An 18,550-nucleotide genomic window follows, 5' to 3' on the forward strand; every position below is an offset into this window, starting at 1 on the left:
CTAGGTTTTCACGTGTGGCGAGTAGCGCGCGCGTGCTAACGTTAGCAGACGTCAGAACTCGCGCTGCTCGTCGCGGAACGGATTTCTGCGCTACATGCGTTACGGCGCAATCGATAGGCGGGTGCCAGCCGAATGCGCCGTAAACTCCGGGGCATACAGGCATTGCAGCTGCGAGAGGCCACTGGAAAAGTCGCCGCCCTGAACCGCCCGTAGCCGGTACTCAAAAGTGTGGACGCCCTTGGGGAAGTAGCTGATGAAGAAGTTAGTAGCGGCGTCGCGGGGACTTTCGTAGTAACCTAGCCCACCCTGGTAGCGGTAGCCGCTGAGCTGCCCGATCAGCTCCAAGCCGGCGGCGCGCTGGTCTTTGAGGTGCACGTATTCCAGGTCGCGGTCGGAGCGCAGCACGAGGCGCACCACCAGCACGTCGCCGATGCGCAGGGGCGTAGCTGGCGTTATCTTTTCCAGCACCGGGCCACCTGCGGTGCGCTGCTCCCGCAGGAGTTGCCGCTCCAGACTCAGGAGCGTAGCGGCAGGCATTATTTTATCCAACTGCTCGAAATACTGCCAATATAAAGCGCCCCAGGTCAGACCAGCATCGGGCTTCGTTACGCTCACCTGCCCTTGCGTTGGCTTGATTTCGGCAGCCGGGAAAGTGGTTTTGAAGTAGCCCGTACCTGCTTCGAGCGCGCCATGCTGCACCGGCTTCCCTCCTATCTGCACCGTCACCGGCGAGCTAGGTTGCAGCCAGTCGGAGCCGCGCAGGAGCAGAGCGTAGCAGGCATCGGCGGTGGCGCGGGTGCTGGGCCAGTTTTGCGTTTGCTTCTGGCGGAGCAGCCACAGCTTCATTTCGTCGGTCGCTTGCTGGTCGTTGGCAATTTCGTCGAAGGCTTCGATGAGCGTGGCCTGGGTTTCGGTGGGGGCCTCGCGCCAATAGTAGCCGCCGCGCACTTCTTTCCAGTACATACCTAGGTCAGGGCTGTGCAGGGCATTCTCGCGGAGTGCGGTTATGATTTCTGCCGCCGACTGCTTCTTTTGCCGGTGCAGTGCCAGAGCAAGCTGCGCTTGCATGTAGCGCGTCTGGCTTTGCCAGAAGCCAGCGCCTTGCTCCTGATAATAACTTAGGGCTGCCTGTGCGTCCTTCGCGACGGGTTGCTGCGGCCAGAAGCTGCGAGCGTACAAGGCCTGAATCTGTAGATCGGAAAGATGATTTGCCTTCAGGTCGACAGCCTTTTGACGGCGCAACTGCGCGTAATCCTGCTGAAGCTGCGTATCGAGGTAGCGCAGAGCGTTTTGCAGGATAGCTTTGGCTTGCTCGTTCTGTGTGGCATCGAAGGCACCTAGCTTTTGCAGCTTGCCAAAACCCGCCACAATCAACTGCGTGATGTAGCGGTCGGCGGGCATCTTCTCGAACCACGGAAAAGCGCCGTCGGGTTGCTGCATTTGGGCTAGCTTGGTAAGCGCTTTGGCGGTTTCGGCTTGCAGGCGCGACTCGTCGAACAGCTCGCCCAGCCGGCGCATCCGCTCGGTATCGGTTTGCGCGTCGCGCACCCACGGCGTTTCCTGAAGCAAAAGATTTTTCAGCTCCTGGTTTTGTTCGAGCTTGGAAGCCAAGGCTTGCTTATTACCGCTTTGGGCAGCGCGCTTCCACTCGGCCAGAATCGGCTTGATGCGCGGATTGCTCTGTATAATCTTCGCCGCCAGCAAATTAGCATACAGCCGACTGAACAGCTGCTCGGAGCACTCGTACGGGTACTCCATCAGGTACGGCAGCGCCTGCACGGCATACCACGCCGGGTTCTGACTCATTTCCAGTGTGAGTGAGTAGTTGCGGCGCGTGGGCGACGTGGTGCTGGTCAGCTTTTTCAGCTCGAAAGCCCGCGTGCCCGGCCCAACGACGGACAACGGCAGCGCCTCCGTCACGAGCAGGCGGTTGGGCAATACGGGCAGGGTGTTTTCCTCGCCGTCGCTGAAAACTCGTTTTTCGTTTTTCGCTTTTCGTTTTTGGTTTTTGGCCGGTTCGGTTTGGGCGACTACGCGGTAGGTAATGGCCTCCAGGGGCACTTGGCCGTCGGCAGTTTCGGGAACAGCTAGGTCCCAGCTCAGCGCGCTGCTTCGGTTGGCACCTATGTCAAACTGCTGCTGTGCCTTGCCTTTCAACAGCTTACTATCAATGGGCTGCTGGGTGCGGGCGTCGAAGAGGAACAGCTGGGCGGTGCCGCGCATGGGCTGCGCCGTGAGGTTGCTCACTTTAGCGGCGAAGCGGAGCTGGTCGCCTTCGCGGAAGAAGCGCGGCCCGTTGGGCGTTACTTGCAGCTCCTTTTGCGTCACGAGCGTGCGGCGGAGCAGGCCGCTGCGCAACTGTTTGTCGTGGGCCAGGGCGAGCAGCTGCCAGCGCGTCACGGCTTCGGGTATCTGAAACTCCAGCACGATTTCGCCTTTGGCGTTGGTGCGTAGGTCGGGTCGCCAGAAAGCGGTTTCCTGGAAGTTCTGGCGGGCCTGAACGGCGGAGAGGTCGGGCGCTTGACGTACGCTTACGGTTGATATACTGCTAGTTAAATCGCTGCGCTTCTGAGTACCATAGCCCACTACTACTACTTCGTTGAGCTGCTCGGCCATTGGCGCGGGTGCCGCCATTGAGGAATTTCCCCGGATGCGAATGTTGACATTACTGCTACGCGCCCCTCTGATCTGCACACCAGCAACTTTGCCTTGCAGCGCATTTTTAATCTGTGATTCTGCCGTATTCGACCTCTCAGCCGCGTCAGCTAGCCGCGTTAAGCCCCACTTATTCAAATAAGGATAGGCTAGCTCTGCACCCGAAGCAGGCGTTTCCTCTTTCACCAACCACCGTGAATTCGCAACCCTAAAACTCCCCTCCCAACCTAGCCTAGGTGACTCGTATGCGGTCGGGAAACGCAACCCTTCAAACTGATGCGGCCGGAAGTAATCCAACGACTGGTCATACAGCGCAGCTAGCAGCTCTGCTTCAGCGGGTTTGCCGTTGATGTTGTGAATCGTGACGCGCCAGGTTTCTTTTTGGCCGGGCTGGAGCTTGTCGCGGAAGGTAGCAATGCTGACGGCCAGCGGCTCGGCCGGGCTAGCTACCTGCACCGTGGCCGTGTGGGTGTAGAGGCGATTATCGCGCACCTGCGTGGTGTGAATGTAGAGCTGCGTTTCACCTAGCTTGCCGGGCGCAGGCACCGTGAGCAGGCGCTGCTCGCCCGCCGTTAGCGTCAGCCACTCGCGTTGCAACGACTGGCCTTGCGCCTCAACTTCTACCAGCACCCGTGCGTTGGCCTCACTGCTACCTACCAGAAAGCGAACGGGTTGTCCGGCCGGCACGCTGTCCTGTAAGCTCACAAACCAATCAGGCGTAGGCACGGGCAGCGTGGTAGCAGTAGGCGTGTAGAGGGTGACGCTTTGCTCCGTTTTAACCGGCTGTCCTGCCTCAGAAGCAGTTGCTTCCAGCAGGTAGCGGCCGGGCGTTTGCTGCCGAAGCTGTGCCACTAGGGCAGTAAGCAGCGGGCTTTTTTCGGTATCAAACTCCTCGGTCAGCACCAGCGTGCGCGCCCATTTGCTTTCGTCGTCTTCGTCGGCGTAGGCGTCCCGTGGGAATTTCTGCTTGAACTCTTCCCGACCTAGGTTTTCGCGCTCAGGCCGTTCCCAGAGGCGCGGGCGCCAGCTTTGGGCAGGCGGCGTGAGGCGATAAAGCCGTAGTTGCCCACGGGCAGGCGCGAACTGCCCTGCGGCATTCGTACTCAGCAAGCTAAGCGCCGGCACACGCTCCTGATTCAGCAGCTCGGGCATAATCAGGCGCAGGCTGAGCGTGCTGGCTCCGAGGCTAAGACTTTGCTGGCCCGTGCGGGTTTCGCCGGCTGCGTCGGTCACGTCGGCGGTTATTTCAAAGATGTAGCCCGGCCGGCCGCCTTTTCCACGAGCAGCTACGGTATCGGCCTGGGCAACGAAAGTGACGCTGAAGCTGCCATCAGCCGCTGTCTGGGTGGTGCCGTTGCCGATTTCCACTTCCGCCTGACTTGGGTAAAGTTCGGGCCTGTAGCGCCCACCTAGGTTAGGCCGGAAGAGCGGCCACACCGTGCGGCGCACCACGCGGTATTGCACCGTCGCCCCGTCGATGGGCTGACCAGCATACGCCGTGGCTTGCCCGCGCACGGCTACTTCTTTGCCTAGCTGCGGCGTACCTTTTACCGGCTCAACTACCACCTGGAACGTAGGGCGCTTGTAGTCTTCCACAGCGAAGCTTACGCTGCCTTCATCGGCCTCCTGCGCTTGTAGCTGCATCTCGCCATTCAGCAAGCCCGTGGGCAGCACGAACGAACCGTGGAAAGAGCCAAATTCATTGGTGCGGAAGCTAGCCTCGTGCACCGTCTCGCCGTTCACGTCGTGCAGCTCAATCGTTTCTTCCGTGTTGGTCAGGAGTCGGGTTTGGTTGGCCGTTTTTTCGACGACAATACCTTTGAAATACACCGTCTGGCCGGGGCGGTAGATGGCGCGGTCGGTGAAGAGGAAGGTGCGGGTTTCGGCGGGCTGCGGTTCGGCTCTCTGCCCGTAGTAACCTAGGTAATCCTGTACGATCAGGCTGTCGTTGCCGTGGTGCAGCACGACACCGCGCGTCTGGCTGCGAACCTCAAGCTGCCTGTCAGCAACATCCGCGGGCAACGACACGCGTCCTTCCGCATTGGTCTGCCGCGTATCCCCGAGCACTGTTCCCCACTGATTTTTTTCTTTGCTGAACTTGTTGAGAATAGGCGTGACCTGCGCGGAAGCAACCGGAGTTCCCTGTCGGCGGTGCAGCACCAGTAGTTCCGCGCCGCCCTGCGCTTCTGGGCTTTGCCGCCGCACCTGGCTTAATTCACTCACGGCTAGCTGCTCGAACGCCGTCGTCACGCCCTTACTCGCCTTCGTTGGGTTGTCATCGGCAGTGCTGACGATAATCAGGTAACGCCCTAGCGGCAGCGCCGGCCCGGCTTGCTGCACCGAGTGGCTTTTGTAATCTTGCCGGCCGGGCACGCTCAGGGTCCAGGCGACGGCCGGCGCGGCACCTAGGATGCGGGCGTAGTTTTTCAGCCACGCTTCCGTGCCATCGTCGCCGCGCTGCAAGCTCTGCAACGCCTGCGCCGTGCTGATGCGGTACGCCTTGGCATACAGCCGCGTGGCGTTGCGCACGTCCAGCTTCAGCAGCCACGGCTGATTCGGCAGCACCACTTCTTCCGTCGTGAAGCTCAGCTCTACGGCTTCGATGCGCTGCCGTAAGGCCGTTGCCGCCTGCGCTCCGCGTGATTTCGGGAACCGCTTTTCGGCCTGCAAAGCTAGGTCGCGCGCCTTGGCCGGCTGGCTTTCTTCCAACGTTCGAGCGGCGGCAGCTAAAAATTGCGTGCTGATTGGCAGCACTTTGTAATGTTCTGCTTCGCGAAGCAGCGCCGCCCGGTAAAGAGAATCTTTGTCGGCAAACTCGGCGTGCTGCTGCACAAAAGCCAGCCGCTTCAGATCGACATCAGCCAGGGCCGCCAGGTTGTCGGCCGCCGCCAGGCGAAACGCGGTGAGCTGCTGCAACAACCCCAACGCGTGAAAATGCCCGTTGAGTGAATCGGCAGGCGGCGCTTGCAGCGGCAGACGCGCAAACGCCTGCGCCGGACCCAACAACGCCCGATCTGTCAGACGAAACTGCGCAGCCGGGCGCGTGGTGTAGTATTCATCGTTGCCGAGGCCATCAATGGCGCGGTGGGTCAGCACGTCGTAGAGGGTGGGGCGCAGAGCCCGCCCTTCCGTGTCGCCGCCGCGCACGGCATAACCTAGGTCCTTGAGCAACAGCTTCTGCTGGCGATGTGGCTCATCGGCAACGGATGCCTGATAGTGCCGCACAATAGCGCTGCCGAGGCGGGCCGCATCCCAGGTACCTAGGTCGACGGAACCGAAGGCCGCAACACGGGTGCGGTCGTAGAGCTGATAGCGGTGTTGCTGGTAGTAGTTGGCGTAGAGCTGAGCCAGCAGACTGTGCAGAATGGGTCGGGCAGGAAATTTGGCAGCGCCCAAATCACTCTCTACCAGTGCTATCGACTTTTCGTCGGCGTTTTCCTCTTTGGCTTCCAGCAGCCGCAGCTTGTAGAGCAGGGTCCGCAGGTACTCGGGCGCGTCCTGCCGCTGGCGGGCGGCCTGGTAAATTTCCTCTACCAGCTTGCCGGCGGAAGCCGTTTGATCTTTCGCGAGCAGCGCATCAATCTGCTTCCACTTCTTGGGGTTTGGGCCGGTAGGCGGCGTAGGAGCAGAAGAGCCAGCATTAAACAACATCAGCAAAAACAGACAGAGCAGAGCAAACGGACGCATAAGGGTAGCTAAACAGTAGTGGGGCAAGTTCTATAGAAGGTGGCGGTCGAAGCGTTGGGGCAGTAGGAACGCGCCACGGCGCGTTCGTCGTTTGCGCCGCTAGCACCTATTGTGGGCACGTCACCCGGACGAGAACGCGCCGTGGCGCGTTCCTACTGACTACCCGCTTCGACCACCGGCCTACAGAATAGATGCCGGACCTAGGGTTATTCCATACCCTAACTAAGAAATTACTTCAATTCTTATCCTTCTCCCCCACACTCGCTTAGCTCAGGTAGCCGTCATTAATATTAAGAATTTAATATATTAATCTTACGACTTACTTTTGCAATAGTATTTCTCTTCTCAAAGCCATTTTCATGGACAACTATCTATCAAAAGGATTATTAATTGCTGGTTTATTGCTGAGTGCGGGTGCGGTCAGCGCCCAGGTTTCGTTTGGACCGCGTGTGGGCCTGAACGTATCCAAAATTTCTTATGAGCTAAGCGAGGCAACAAAAAAAGCCGGCATAAAGAAGCCGGATTCCAAGCTAGTATTTGGCCCACAGATCGGGCTTGCAGTTAACGCGCAGTTTGGCAACCTAGCTTTGCAGCCAGCTATTCTGTTCACAATGAAAGGAGATAAGCTGGAAAGCGGCGGCTCTTCTCTGACCAGCAGCTACAAAAATGAAGAAACCCTGCGTCTCCGGTATGCCGAAATTCCGGTCAGCCTGGTGTACAGCACCAACGGGGCGAAAGGTGGCTTTCAGGTGTTTGCTGGCCCTTACGTAGCGTTTGGCCTAAGTGGAACCGTGAAAGGGAAATCCACCTACACGTACAGCGCACAAACCGGCACCGACTCCTACAAAGACGATGTGAAATTTGCCAGCAAAGAAGGTAGCAGCAACAAGTATTATGTCCGGGGTCTTGATGCAGGAGCAAACCTAGGTATCGGCTACAAGGTAGACGGTACGCAGATCCAGCTTAGTTACGGCCTAGGATTGAGCAACTTAACTCCAGATAATTCGGCTGGTAATGGTTCCGAAGACAAAGTTCGTAACCGTGTTGTCCAACTCACGTTTGGCTATTTTTTCTAAACGAAATAGCTTACCACTTAAAAGCCCCGGTTAGCAAACGCTAACCGGGGCTTTTTTAATCAGGACAGCTTTGTATTGTGCTTGTGTTCAATATTCTAACAAGATGTTATAGTATCCTTAGCTATTCGCGCGCGCTTTCTGGCCGGACGGTGCTCGTCAGCACGCGTTCGGCCTGCACAACGTGCCGCTGCATGTGTACCACCAACAGCTCCAGCTGATCGGGCAAGCGCAGGAACACCAGCGGAATAATGACGTTGGGAATGCGCACGTTGTTGGCATTCACCTCGCGCGCCTGCTCAACCAGGTTCAGCAGCTCATCTAGCTGCCGGCTGAAAACTTCTACCACGGTGCGGGGCAGGCGGCTGCCGCTGGGAGCAAATTTCTGCGGCGCCTTCTGCGGCCTGGCGGCGTCATCGGGCCGCATCGATTCAACTAACCGGCGGCCAATAGGGCCAAATTTCACCATCTCGGCGGGGCGTGAACCTCGGTCTTTGGCCCGGCGCAGACGAAGCGCAATGCTGGGCAGATAGTGTCCGCCCACAATATTGAGATGCTCCAGACACTGGCCCACGCTCCACTTGCCAGGGCTAGGTCGCCGGTTCAGCTGCTCGTCGGTGAGCGGCCGGAACTCGCTGGCGGTGATCGAGCGCAGCGTTTGCAGATCAGCCTTCAGGCGGTCCAGAAAGTCGGTGGTACGAATAGCGGTGGGACTCATGGCAGAAGCGAGCGGAAGCGAATAGGGAGAGGAATATGCTGTAATGATACGTGCCACAGACATGAACGGCAACGCTATGGCCGCTTCCTACCCGGATTTTGTCCTAATCTCGGTATCTTGGCTCTATGTTTCGTCCTTTTATTCGGTTGTGCCTGCTGCTGACCGGCGTTATTTTTTCCTGTTTTGCCCAAGCCCAGGCCGTGCCCAATCCCGGCGAGAACATTGCCTTTCTGGTAACGTTCGGCAACAAAGCCGAAAAGAGCTGGGGCGACGATGACTTTGCGCAGACCTTCTTCTTTCTGGTGCCGAAAGCCAACCGCCAGCCCGTGTACATCCGCGTGTTCGACCCCGACTGCGGCGGCCAGCACGACGAGCGGAAATATGGCTGGAATACCACAACCCGCTTCAGCCTCTACGGCGGTACCGGCGCCCACTCGGGCGTCGATGCACGCAAGCCGGAGCCTAGCGGCAACTTCCGCGAGGGCACGCTGCTTAAGCAGCAAAGCTTTGGCGCCGAACCTAGGTACGACAACGCGTGGTACACCTTCGGGCCGCTCAACCCGCTGGAAGGTGAGTTTGTGCCGGAGTTCGATGGCTACGTGTTCAAGCTCGTGGCGCAAGGCCTGGGTGGCGACGACGGCAACCTGTACCGCTATTTCCTGAGTACCAGCCCGAGCCAGAATGTGCCGGTGGAAGGTGGCAACGCTTTCACCTACGAGTACTCCTTCCGCCTTTCGCAGGGCAAAACGCGCACGCACTTGTATCCGTTTGTCAACGACCGGGTGGTGAGCATTAAGCAAAGCAACTTCGATCTGGATAAAGACGCCACCATCAAGATCTTCAGCGTGGCGAAGAACGGACACGCGGCCACCGTTAGTGGCGACAATGAGTGGACCAGCAGCACCCACCCGATCAGCGAGAAAGAGCACGGCCTCTCGCTCGACATGCAGATTAACTCGCTGTCGAGAGCGAGCAACGACCTGGTTTTCTACGTCACGGACCAGTACGATACGGCCCTGCCCTTTTTTGCCATTCCGCTGGGCGGCCCGCCCAAGTACCGCTACGATGTAGATGTGAAGATCAGGCGGTAACCAGCGCTGTAGCGCGAAGCTCCCGCTTCGCGTATCGTTGAACGAAATCGTTAGCTAAACCTAGGTACCAGTCGTTCAACGATACGCGAAGCGCAGGCTTCGCGCTACATCGGAATGATAATTGATTTTCGGAGCACTTTGATACGCTAAGCTGCTATTAACGTGCTTTATGAAGGTTAAACAAGCCAGGTCTTCCACACCTCCTCCCAGCTTTTTTATCAAAGCGCAAACGGCTATTCGCCGCTACTTTGGGTTTTCGCGCCGCGAAACGTCGGGGTTTGTGGTGCTGGTGCTTTTGCTGCTGCTGTGGCTGTTTTTGCCGGCGTTGCTGCGCCCGGCTTTGCCGCAGTATGATCCGGCGGCTGATCAACGCCAGCTTGATAAGCTAGCCGCTGAGCTGGCCGCCCAACGCCAGCCGCGCACCTTCTCGCGCTACCCGCGCCGGCGCTATGCGGCGCGGGTCCCAGTGGCGCAGGTTGCGCTGGCTCCTTTCGACCCAAATACGCTCACGCCGCTCGACTGGGAAGCGCGGGGCTTGCCGCACTTCGTAGCCGAGCGCATCGTGCATTTTCGCGATGTTATCGGCGGCTTTAAGGCCAAAGAGCAGATTCGGCGCACCTATGGGTTGCCCGATTCGGTGTACGCACGCCTGGCGCCTTACATCCTGCTGCCCGACCAGCTGCCACCCCGCGCTGCCCGCGACTACGCCGCCAGCAACCGCTTTGCCTCGAAGTTTGCCGACCGCCTTGGCTTCCCGGCCAGCAAGTTTGCCCGCAAGCCCACGCACCTGGCGGCCTTCGACCTGAACGCCGCCGACACGACGCAGCTGATGCAGATTCGGGGCATCGGGCGCGGCATTTCGGCCCGCATCGTGGCGTACCGGGCGCGACTGGGCGGCTTTGTGCGCGCCGAGCAGATGGCCGAAATCTACAGCCTCCGCGACGCGCCCGACCTAGTAGACAGCCTGCGCAAGTATACCTTCGTGAAACCTAGCTTTGCGCCTGCGCCCGTGGATGTCAACAATGCATCGTTCGATGAGCTCCAGAATCATCCGTACTTGGGCAAGCGTCTGGCCCGCGTGGTGGTAGCTTTCCGGCAGCAGCACGGCCCCTTCAAGCAAGCCGACGACCTGCGCCAGATCCGCATCTTGGACGACGCTACGTTCGAGAAGCTGCGGCCGTATCTGCGCTTTTGAGCCTGATAACACCTTGTAGATCAAGGTCACCCTAACGAAGGCAGGACCTAATGGCAATTAGACGACTTGCGTGAGCTTTGTTCAAGTGGCATTAGGGCCTTCTTTCGTCAGGATGACACAAGTTTTTATCTTATACCTCTTCTTCTCAACACATTAGATTATAATTCTCTTCTCCAAATCGTCCTTCTACCTCAACCTTGCGTATGCACGGACACGGCGGGCCAGGTAACAGCTTGTGCTTTGCGCGGAGCCAGCCGGATATTCACTATGGTTCCTCCTGTACTGTTTTTGCTGCGCGATAAGCTGTTCCCGATTGCTGTTTTTGTTCAATCCGTGTTCTGCGGCTGCGCCAAAGATCAGGGCCGCGGCAACTTCGAGAAGGTGCGCAAAGACTACACGGTGCAGCAGGTCGGGCGAATGCAGAAGCACGACGTGGTGGAAAGCTCCGGCTTTGAGCTGGCCAACCCGGAAGGCGACCTCTGGACCCACGCCGACGGCGGCAACACGGCCCGGCTCTACAAAGTGACGCCCCAGGGCGATTTGCTGCAAACTCTGAACCTAGCTCCCCTGGTCAATATCGACTGGGAAGACCTAGCCCAGGACGACGAGGGCCGCCTCTACATCGGCGACTTTGGCAACAACCAGAACAAGCGCCAGAACCTGGTTATTTACCGGCTCAGCGGGTTGCCGCAAAAGCCAACTATCGACACGATCCACTTTCGCTACCCCGATCAGCGCACGTTTCCGCCGAAGAAAGTAGCCCGCAACTTCGACTGCGAGGCCTTTTTCTACCGTCAGGACAGCCTGTATCTGTTCACCAAAAACCGCGGCGAGGGTCATTGGGTGAAAGAATACGTGTTACCCGCCCGGCCCGGCCGCCACACCGCCATCCTGGTCGACAGCATCCAGATAAATACCTGGATTACAGGCGCTGATATTAGCCCCGATGGGCATACGGTGGCGCTGCTCGGCTACGGCCACATCTACCTGATTGAGCGGCAGCCAGGCCGCAAGCTCTTCGATGGCCTCAAAAGCTGCCTGCCTATTCCGAGCAGCGGCCAGGCCGAAGCCCTGGTTTTCGTCAACAACCACGATTTTGTTTTCAGCAACGAGAAGGGCAAGATCTTCCGGGCCCAAAAGCCGGGAGGTGAGGTGAAACAGTGAGCTGATGAAATAGTGGGCAAAGCCGGAACCAAACCTAGGTTAGCAAGCTGCCCGCTTGAGTGGAAATTAAACGGCTTGCGCAAGCCAGCCGTACGCTACTACTCTCACCAATTACAACTCACTACCTCCTCTGATGTCTCATACCATTCTCGTTACGGGTGCCACCGGCACCGTAGGCACCGAAGTAGTGCTCGACCTGGTTAACCGCGGCGCCACGGTGCGCGCCGGGGTGCATTCTATTATCAAAGGCGACCGGCTCCGGCATATATACCCTGATATTCAGCTCGTAGAAATCGACTACAACCGCCCCGACACGCTGCACGTGGCGCTCACGGGCGTTAATAGGGTATTCATGATTACGCCCGCCACCGAAAATCAAGTGGCTATCGGCAAGCAGCTCATTGAGGCGGCGAAACAGGCCGGTGTGCAGCAGCTCGTGAAACTTTCCGTGGCGGAGGCCGATGCGCAACCTAGCATTCAGCTGGGGCGGTGGCATCAGGCGGTCGAAGAGCACCTGGTGCACAGTGGCCTGAACTACGTGCTGTTGCGCCCGTGCAACTTCATGCAGAACTTCGCCAACCGCAATGTCGACTCTATCTGCCACGAAAACCAGATCAAACTCCCCCTGGGTGAGGGTCGCGTCAGCTACATCGACGTGCGCGACATTGCCGCCGTCGCCGCTACCATTCTCACCAGCGACCTAGGTCAGCACCAAGGCAAAACCTATACGCTGACCGGCCCCGCAGCGCTTACTGTGCAGCAAGTAGCCGATGCAATAGGCCAGGCCGTGGGACGCCCCATCATGTATGCCGACATCTCAGAAGCAGAGGCCCGGCAGGCTTTGAGCCAAGCGCCACCTGTCATGGCCGAGGTGATGCTGGAGCTATACCGCGCCGACAAAGATAACCGCGCGGCAGCCATTACGAATACGGTCGAACAGCTTACGGGCCGGCCGCCGCACACCATTGCACAGTTTGCGCACGATTACCGCCAGCACTTTCAGCCTGCTTCTTAGGCAAAAGCTGCTAGCACAAAAAAGGCTTCTCATCAACATGAGAAGCCTTTTTTCTTTACCTCAACCTAGGTTTTAGTCGTTGTTAGCCGTGTCGCGGCCTTTGTCGCGGCGCGGCATTGAGCCGTAGTCAGCTTTGTCGTCGGAGCGATATTCGGGGCGCTTGTCGGCGCCATAGTTCTGGGCTTTGTCGGCGTTGTCGTAGTCGCCGCGCACGGGTGCTCCCTGCGTGTTGTTGGGGTCCGAAGAAGCGTACTCGTCGTCGTAGGAGCCGCCCTGTGAGCCGAAGCCATCGGTGCTCTTGCCGCTGTAGTCGCCCTTGCCGTCGCCCGAGCCGCTCCGGTTCATCTTATCCTCTTGCCGGTCGCGGGCCGACGGCTGCTGGTAGGTGCCGCGGCTGTTAGTATCGGAGTTTTCCGCCTGATCATAGCTTTGCTCCTGCTCGTCGCGGTTTTTACGTTGGCCGTTGCCACCCTGGGTGTAGTCCTGGTTGTCGTAGCCGCCCCGCGACGAGTTCTGATCTTCGCTCTGGTTCCGCTGCCTGGGTCCCGTTGGGTTGGCGTTGAAGTTGGTGCCCATGTTGCTGTCGGTCAGCGACGAAGTGCCGTAATCGGCGCTGTAGCCCTGGCCGCGCCCGTAGCCGGATCCGTTATCATTGAGGTACGTACTGCCCTCGCCATCGGCTTGGGAGCCAGGTTGCAGCTGTTCGTAGGGTAGGTTGTCTTGTCCGTAAGCAGCGTAGCCTGGCTGGCGCTGCTCCGGGCGGAAGGTATCGTCCCGCCCGCTGTAGCTGCGGTAAGAGTTTGCCTGCGGTCCGTCGCTGAGGTCGTACTGTCCCTGTGTATTCGTGTCGCGAAACTGATTACCGTAGCCGCCGTGGGTGTTGCCATGAGCATGCGTCCCAAACTCGCCCCGACTAGCGCCGCTCAGCTGGTTTTCTTCGCGGTCGTGGTCCTGGTAAATGCCTTGCACGCTGTTGCCAAAGTTGCCGCCGTAGCGGTTGCCAGGCTCCGAATCCGGGTGCTGCTTGCGCTCCTGCTGCTCCTGCGACTCGCCCGCGCCGGGCTGCACACTGCCGGGAACAACTTCCTTGTTCTCCTGCTGACCACCCTCGCCGCCAATGCTGCCTTGACCGACGCTCGTTTCCGAGTCGGCCAACGATTCGCTGGAAGTGGCTGCCTGATCCGGGCGCGGGGCGCCGCTCATGGCGGGGGTTTCCCGTTGCGTTGGGTTATTGGCCAAGGTGTTAGTGGCGTCGGGCCCCATCTTGGCGCGCATACTGATAGAATCAGCCGAAGCGCCATCTGTCACCTGCGAGGCATTAGTATCGGGGTTCTGCTTATCGTCTTTCATGGAAGAGTACATAGATGGGTGGAAAACAAGTACTTCTTGATCTGAACTATACGCGTGCCCTTCAGCAGAGTTGATGCCCCACTCCGGAATCTGCAATGGTTCTGCTACGCGGCCAGGTGACGGCGCTTTGTTGCCGCTATTTGTCACTTTCCCGCTATTCTGCCTACCTAGGTTGTTGTAGTTCCTGATTGGTACGCTTATTTTCGCCCCGGACTGCCGCCTGTGGCTACGTCTGGGTTCATTACTGTTTCCTTTACTCTATTCTTTTTCTTTTCACAATTCCAAATCACCTGCTCTTTATGAAAACAGGCAAAGTGAAGTTCTTCAACGAATCGAAGGGCTTTGGTTTTATCGTTCAGGACGACAACAACCAGGATATTTTCGTGCATCAGACCGGCCTCATCCACGAAATTCGCGAGAATGACCGGGTATCCTTTGAAGTTATCGAAGGCAAAAAAGGCTTGAACGCCGTCAAGGTTGAGCGCATCTAAGCCTTCTACCCTCCCAGCCTAGCACTATCTATTTGCGCATCCCGCTTCGGGTTCGGCCCGAGCGGGATTTTGTTGTTCCGCCCACTACCTAGCCTACCGCTGGCTAAAGCGCTAACAAGGTGGCAAGCATCATATAGCTGAGTTACAGTTCAGTTATGCCTTCCTGTTAGCTCAAGCTATTTAGGAAAAAGAGTTGGCTGGTTTTCTTGCGCAGTAGATGATAACTCGAAATAATTTTTACCTTTAGCGCATTCTTTCACCACAATTCATTTCATTTCCTAGCACAATATGAGTACCGGTACCGTAAAATTTTTCAATGAAACCAAGGGTTTCGGTTTTATTAAGCCAGATGACGGTGGTGAGGATGTTTTCGTTCACGCCTCTAACCTGATGCAACCCGTACGCGACAACGATAAAGTAGAGTATGATGTGCAGCAGGGCAAGAAAGGCCTGAATGCCGTTAAAGTACGTCTTATCAGCTAGTCGTAGCACCTGCCCTTATTGGGGCAATAGGTACAAAAAAGCCGTCCGGAAGCTAGCTTCCGGACGGCTTTTTTTATGTTCTGCCAACTCAGCTGGAACCTAGGTCCCGGCTGAGTTACTTCTTAGCCACTTTCGCTACACGTACCCCGACCGACATAATATCGGGCAGCTGATCTTGGCGCATGTACTGCTCCAGCACAATCTTATACATACCGGGCTGGCGGAAATGCTGATTAGGCAGCGCCAGAAACTGGTGGTCGAAAATATCGCCGGTGCCGCTGCCCCAAGGTTCGCCGGTTTGCGGATCCATGAGCAGCATTTGATGCAGCAGCTGCGAAACAACCTTATTGTCGGGCCCGGTGAGCGTGTGCTTCACATAAAGATTGTAATAGCCGTACGAGAGCGTATTGCGGATATTAATGTAGATATCGTAGCGCTGCGTGGTGTCGGCTATTTCAAACTCGAATGTGGGCTTCACCCGCACGGCCCAGTGGTTGTAGTCGAGGTCGGTGTTCTTCTCAACTACCTGGTTGGGGTCGCAGGAAGCCAGCGTGAGCACTAAGCTCAACGCTAGCCACGAGTAAATCAGTTTACGCATTGCAAAAATCAGGAAGCTGGAGTGGAAGGTGCACCGCCCAAACCCGCACCGCCGGGCCTGGGTGGGCGCGGACCGCGGCGCGGTGGGCGGCCATTCCGCTCGCTGCCTTCGTTGCCCGTGCGCGGCGCGTCACCGCCTGCGTTGCCCGCAGAACGGGGCGGACGTGCCTCATTACCGGGGCGTGGTGGCCGCGGTGCGTCAGCCCGCCGACCTTCGCCGCTTCCTTCGGGCTTGTTCTGGTCTTTATTGTCCTTGTCTGAGCGGTTGCGGTTGTTGCGCCGGTTAAGTGGGCGCGCCGCCGAACCACGCGGCCGGCGAGGCTCGGCCTGCGCTTCAGCCCCTCCTGTAGCACTTGACACAGGTTCAGGGCTAGGTTCCAGAGTAGGCGTCTTTTCCTTTTGCGGCTGACCAGGCTTAGGCGCGGGTGCAGCTGCTACCGGCTGGCCCTGCTCAGCGCTGATTTTCTTCTTTTTGCGCTTGCTGCGCTTGCCTGCCTTGATCTTGTCGTCGAGGCGGTCGAGGTTGCCTTCCACGTGCGCCGATACTTCCGGAGCGCGCTCCTCTTCTTTCACCGGCGCCAACAAGTTTTCGGGCTTCTCGCCGCGCTTATTCATGTCCTGAATCTCGCGCACGCGCTCCGTCGGGATCATCACCCAGTTGTTGTCGCCCCGGAAAGCAAACCACATCCGCTTCTTGAAGATGTCGGTTTTTTGCAGGAAAGCCTCTCCTTTTTCCGTCTGCAAAGGGCGTTGCACCTGCGGAATGTCCTTGAGCGCATCGAGGTAGGTATCCAGCTCATAGTTCAGGCAGCACTTCAGGCGGCCGCACTGACCAGAGAGTTTTGCCGGATTCAGGCTCAGGTTCTGGTAGCGCGCTGCGGTGGTGCTTACGCTCTTGAAGTCGGTGAGCCAGGTGGAGCAGCACAGCTCGCGGCCGCAGGAGCCGATACCACCGAGGCGACCAGCTTCATGGCGGAGCGAAATCTGACGCATCTCTACGCGCACCCGAAACTCGTCGGCGAGGCGCCGGATCAGGTCGCGGAAGTCTACGCGGTCTTCGGCCGAGTAGAAGAACGTGGCGCGGGTCCGGTCGGCCTGGTACTCCACGTCGGAGAGCTTCATTTTCAGCTTCAGCTCTTCCACCACCGAGCGAGCCCGGAACATGGTGCCGGTTTCGAGGTCGCGCACGGCATTCCAGCGCTCCACATCTTGATCGGTAGCGACGCGCAGAATCGAACGGATTTCCTTGGAGTCGATTGGCACCTTTTTCTTGCGCATCTGCAAGCGTACCAGCTCACCCTTCAGCGACACGTGACCTAGGTGCCAGCCGTTGCCGGCGGCTTCTATCACTACCGCATCGCCGGTGACGAGCGGCAGCCGGCTGCTGTTGCGGAAAAAGTCTTTCCGACCACCTTTGAAGCGGATTTCGACGAGGTCGAACTCTTTAAAATCGCTGGGCAGGTCGACGTCCTGAAGCCAGTCGAATACATTGAGGCGGGTGCAGCCACCAGAGCTACAGCCACCTTTGGAGCCACAGCCCTTCGCAGAGGAAGAGCAGCCGCCCCCGGAGGAACAAGAAGTGCAAGCCACGGCTTGGAAAGATCTATAGGTAAGGCGGACAAAGAGCCGCACGAAATCGGTTGTTTACAAAGATACCGCTTCTTATTTGTCAGTCATCTGTTGCCAGATTCTGGTTGTAAGCTACCGGTTATCCACTGCCCCTTAAGGTAACCTAGGTCTTGAATGTTCCTTGCCGACCTAGAATCAGCAATAACAAAAAAAGCCCGCCAAATGGCGAGCTTTTCGGAGAATCTATGATACATGCTATACTGTCATCCTGACCTTCAGTAGGTTAGTTAACCTAGGGTTTCAGCACTACCTTCACACAGTTGTCTTTCTTGTTGCGGAAAATATCGTAGCCATGCGCGGCTTCGGAAAGCGGCAGCCGGTGCGTGATAATGTCATCGAGCTTCACTTTGCCTTGAATAACATACTCCAGCAGCTTATCGATGTGCTTGTGCGCGGGCGCTTGGCCACCTACGATTTTGATGCCTTTATCGAAGAACTGCCCGATGGGGAAGTTGTCGTAGGTGGTAGGATACACCCCTAGCACCGACACGATACCCCCGCGCCGCACGGCGCTCATGCAGGCTTCGAGCACTTTAGGCGAGCCTTTCTCTAGATTCACGACTGACTTAACCCGGTCGAACAAGTCGCGAACTGGCTCAAAGCCAACGGCTTCCACTACTACGTCGGCGCCACGGCCGCCGCTCATGGCGCGAATCTGCTCAATTGCGTCCTTCTGATTTTCCCACAGAATAACTTCACAGTTGGCCGTGGCTTTCGCTTTATCAAGTCGGTATTGCAGCGGGTCGACGACAACCACGCGGGCAGCACCGCGCAGCCACGCCGACTTTGCGGCCATAATGCCCACCGGGCCCGCGCCGAAGATGGCCACCACCTCACCGCCTTTCACCTCTCCCCAGTCGATGCCGGAGTAGCCGGTGGGGAAAATATCGGTCAGGAACAGCGCCTGCTCATCGGTGAGCGAATCGGGAATGATGCGCGGGCCATAATCGGCGTAGGGCACGCGCACGTACTCGGCCTGGCCGCCGTTGTAGCCGCCGTAAAGATCAGTGTAGCCGAAAAGAGCGCCGCCTTTTTCCGTCAGCAAGCCTCCTTCCGGGCCGTAATGGTCGGGGTTGGAGTTTTCGCAGTGTCCGGGCAAATCGTGGTTACAGAAAAAGCACGTACCACACGCCACCGGAAAAGGCACCACTACCCGGTCGCCGCGCTTGAGGTTGCCCACGCCCTTGCCTACTTCTTCCACAATTCCCATGAATTCGTGCCCGAGCACCATCGGCCGGGGCTGCGGAATGCCGCCGTTGTAGATGTGCAGATCGGAGCCGCAAATGGCCGTGCTGGTAACGCGAATGATGGCGTCGCGCGACTCCTCGATTTTAGGATCGTCTACGGTATCGACGCGAACGTCTTTCATCCCGTGAATCACGAGTGCTTTCATAGAAATCTA

Annotated in this window: 13 protein-coding genes; 7 read left to right on the forward strand and 6 right to left on the reverse strand. The window is 58.0% G+C overall.

The window, feature by feature from the left end; all coding sequences use genetic code 11:
* Window positions 1–99: 99 nt before the first annotated feature.
* Window positions 100–6,342: an alpha-2-macroglobulin family protein gene (locus IEX74_RS01720; RefSeq protein WP_188810320.1), complete on the reverse strand. Its 6,243-nt coding sequence runs from the start codon at window positions 6,340–6,342 to the stop codon at window positions 100–102.
* A gap of 359 nt (window positions 6,343–6,701) precedes the next feature.
* Between IEX74_RS01720 and IEX74_RS01725 the strand changes: the two genes are divergently transcribed.
* Window positions 6,702–7,418 (forward strand): porin family protein, encoded by a 717-nt coding sequence (locus IEX74_RS01725; protein WP_188810322.1) that lies wholly within the window; start codon window positions 6,702–6,704, stop codon window positions 7,416–7,418.
* Between the two features lie 121 nt (window positions 7,419–7,539).
* On the opposite strand, the gene IEX74_RS01730 is transcribed toward IEX74_RS01725, so the two are convergent.
* Window positions 7,540–8,133, reverse strand: a complete 594-nt coding sequence (locus tag IEX74_RS01730; RefSeq protein ID WP_188810324.1) for a DinB family protein — start codon at window positions 8,131–8,133, stop codon at window positions 7,540–7,542.
* Between the two features lie 125 nt (window positions 8,134–8,258).
* Between IEX74_RS01730 and IEX74_RS01735 the strand changes: the two genes are divergently transcribed.
* The 4 genes from IEX74_RS01735 to IEX74_RS01750 all read left to right on the forward strand — a co-directional run bounded on the left by IEX74_RS01735 (window position 8,259) and on the right by IEX74_RS01750 (window position 12,598).
* Entirely contained in the window at window positions 8,259–9,224 is a 966-nt protein-coding gene (locus IEX74_RS01735; RefSeq protein WP_188810326.1) for a hypothetical protein, read from the forward strand.
* Window positions 9,225–9,393: 169 nt separating this feature from the next.
* Entirely contained in the window at window positions 9,394–10,419 is a 1,026-nt protein-coding gene (locus tag IEX74_RS01740) for a ComEA family DNA-binding protein (RefSeq protein ID WP_188810329.1), read from the forward strand.
* Window positions 10,420–10,686: 267 nt separating this feature from the next.
* The gene (locus IEX74_RS01745; protein WP_188810331.1) at window positions 10,687–11,583 is read left to right on the forward strand and encodes a hypothetical protein; all 897 of its coding nucleotides are present in this window, start codon (window positions 10,687–10,689) and stop codon (window positions 11,581–11,583) included.
* 133 nt (window positions 11,584–11,716) lie between these two features.
* Window positions 11,717–12,598, forward strand: a complete 882-nt coding sequence (locus tag IEX74_RS01750) for an SDR family oxidoreductase (RefSeq protein WP_188810333.1) — start codon at window positions 11,717–11,719, stop codon at window positions 12,596–12,598.
* A 72-nt stretch (window positions 12,599–12,670) separates the two neighbouring features.
* On the opposite strand, the gene IEX74_RS01755 is transcribed toward IEX74_RS01750, so the two are convergent.
* Complete coding sequence (locus IEX74_RS01755; protein ID WP_188810335.1) at window positions 12,671–13,960, reverse strand: hypothetical protein; 1,290 nt, start codon at window positions 13,958–13,960, stop codon at window positions 12,671–12,673.
* Window positions 13,961–14,247: 287 nt separating this feature from the next.
* Between IEX74_RS01755 and IEX74_RS01760 the strand changes: the two genes are divergently transcribed.
* On the forward strand, window positions 14,248–14,439 hold the full coding sequence (locus IEX74_RS01760; RefSeq protein WP_188810337.1) for a cold-shock protein: 192 nt from the start codon (window positions 14,248–14,250) through the stop codon (window positions 14,437–14,439).
* Window positions 14,440–14,727: 288 nt separating this feature from the next.
* Window positions 14,728–14,922 carry a cold-shock protein gene (locus IEX74_RS01765; protein ID WP_086592919.1) on the forward strand — a complete coding sequence of 65 codons (195 nt, stop codon included), beginning with the start codon at window positions 14,728–14,730 and terminating at the stop codon, window positions 14,920–14,922.
* Between the two features lie 115 nt (window positions 14,923–15,037).
* On the opposite strand, the gene IEX74_RS01770 is transcribed toward IEX74_RS01765, so the two are convergent.
* From IEX74_RS01770 to IEX74_RS01780, 3 genes are all read right to left on the reverse strand, one after another.
* The gene (locus tag IEX74_RS01770) at window positions 15,038–15,520 is read right to left on the reverse strand and encodes a gliding motility lipoprotein GldH (protein ID WP_188810339.1); all 483 of its coding nucleotides are present in this window, start codon (window positions 15,518–15,520) and stop codon (window positions 15,038–15,040) included.
* A gap of 8 nt (window positions 15,521–15,528) precedes the next feature.
* Window positions 15,529–17,109, reverse strand: a complete 1,581-nt coding sequence (locus IEX74_RS01775) for a PSP1 domain-containing protein (protein WP_188810341.1) — start codon at window positions 17,107–17,109, stop codon at window positions 15,529–15,531.
* 271 nt (window positions 17,110–17,380) lie between these two features.
* Window positions 17,381–18,541 (reverse strand): zinc-dependent alcohol dehydrogenase, encoded by a 1,161-nt coding sequence (locus tag IEX74_RS01780; RefSeq protein ID WP_188810343.1) that lies wholly within the window; start codon window positions 18,539–18,541, stop codon window positions 17,381–17,383.
* Window positions 18,542–18,550 lie beyond the last annotated feature (9 nt).

Origin of the sequence: Hymenobacter cavernae, from assembly GCF_014641455.1 — a bacterium.
GTDB classification, from domain to species: domain Bacteria; phylum Bacteroidota; class Bacteroidia; order Cytophagales; family Hymenobacteraceae; genus Hymenobacter; species Hymenobacter cavernae.

What these genes read in the sequence shown, in the direction of transcription:
- IEX74_RS01735 (WP_188810326.1), top strand. Translation starts at nt 8,259, where the DNA reads ATGTTTCGTCCTTTTATTCGGTTGTGCCTGCTGCTGACCGGCGTTATT.
- IEX74_RS01725 (WP_188810322.1), top strand. Translation starts at nt 6,702, where the DNA reads ATGGACAACTATCTATCAAAAGGATTATTAATTGCTGGTTTATTGCTG.
- IEX74_RS01760 (WP_188810337.1), top strand. Translation starts at nt 14,248, where the DNA reads ATGAAAACAGGCAAAGTGAAGTTCTTCAACGAATCGAAGGGCTTTGGT.
- IEX74_RS01780 (WP_188810343.1), bottom strand. Translation starts at nt 18,541, where the DNA reads ATGAAAGCACTCGTGATTCACGGGATGAAAGACGTTCGCGTCGATACC.
- IEX74_RS01740 (WP_188810329.1), top strand. Translation starts at nt 9,394, where the DNA reads ATGAAGGTTAAACAAGCCAGGTCTTCCACACCTCCTCCCAGCTTTTTT.
- IEX74_RS01730 (WP_188810324.1), bottom strand. Translation starts at nt 8,133, where the DNA reads ATGAGTCCCACCGCTATTCGTACCACCGACTTTCTGGACCGCCTGAAG.
- IEX74_RS01755 (WP_188810335.1), bottom strand. Translation starts at nt 13,960, where the DNA reads ATGTACTCTTCCATGAAAGACGATAAGCAGAACCCCGATACTAATGCC.
- IEX74_RS01770 (WP_188810339.1), bottom strand. Translation starts at nt 15,520, where the DNA reads ATGCGTAAACTGATTTACTCGTGGCTAGCGTTGAGCTTAGTGCTCACG.
- IEX74_RS01720 (WP_188810320.1), bottom strand. Translation starts at nt 6,342, where the DNA reads ATGCGTCCGTTTGCTCTGCTCTGTCTGTTTTTGCTGATGTTGTTTAAT.
- IEX74_RS01765 (WP_086592919.1), top strand. Translation starts at nt 14,728, where the DNA reads ATGAGTACCGGTACCGTAAAATTTTTCAATGAAACCAAGGGTTTCGGT.
- IEX74_RS01750 (WP_188810333.1), top strand. Translation starts at nt 11,717, where the DNA reads ATGTCTCATACCATTCTCGTTACGGGTGCCACCGGCACCGTAGGCACC.
- IEX74_RS01745 (WP_188810331.1), top strand. Translation starts at nt 10,687, where the DNA reads ATGGTTCCTCCTGTACTGTTTTTGCTGCGCGATAAGCTGTTCCCGATT.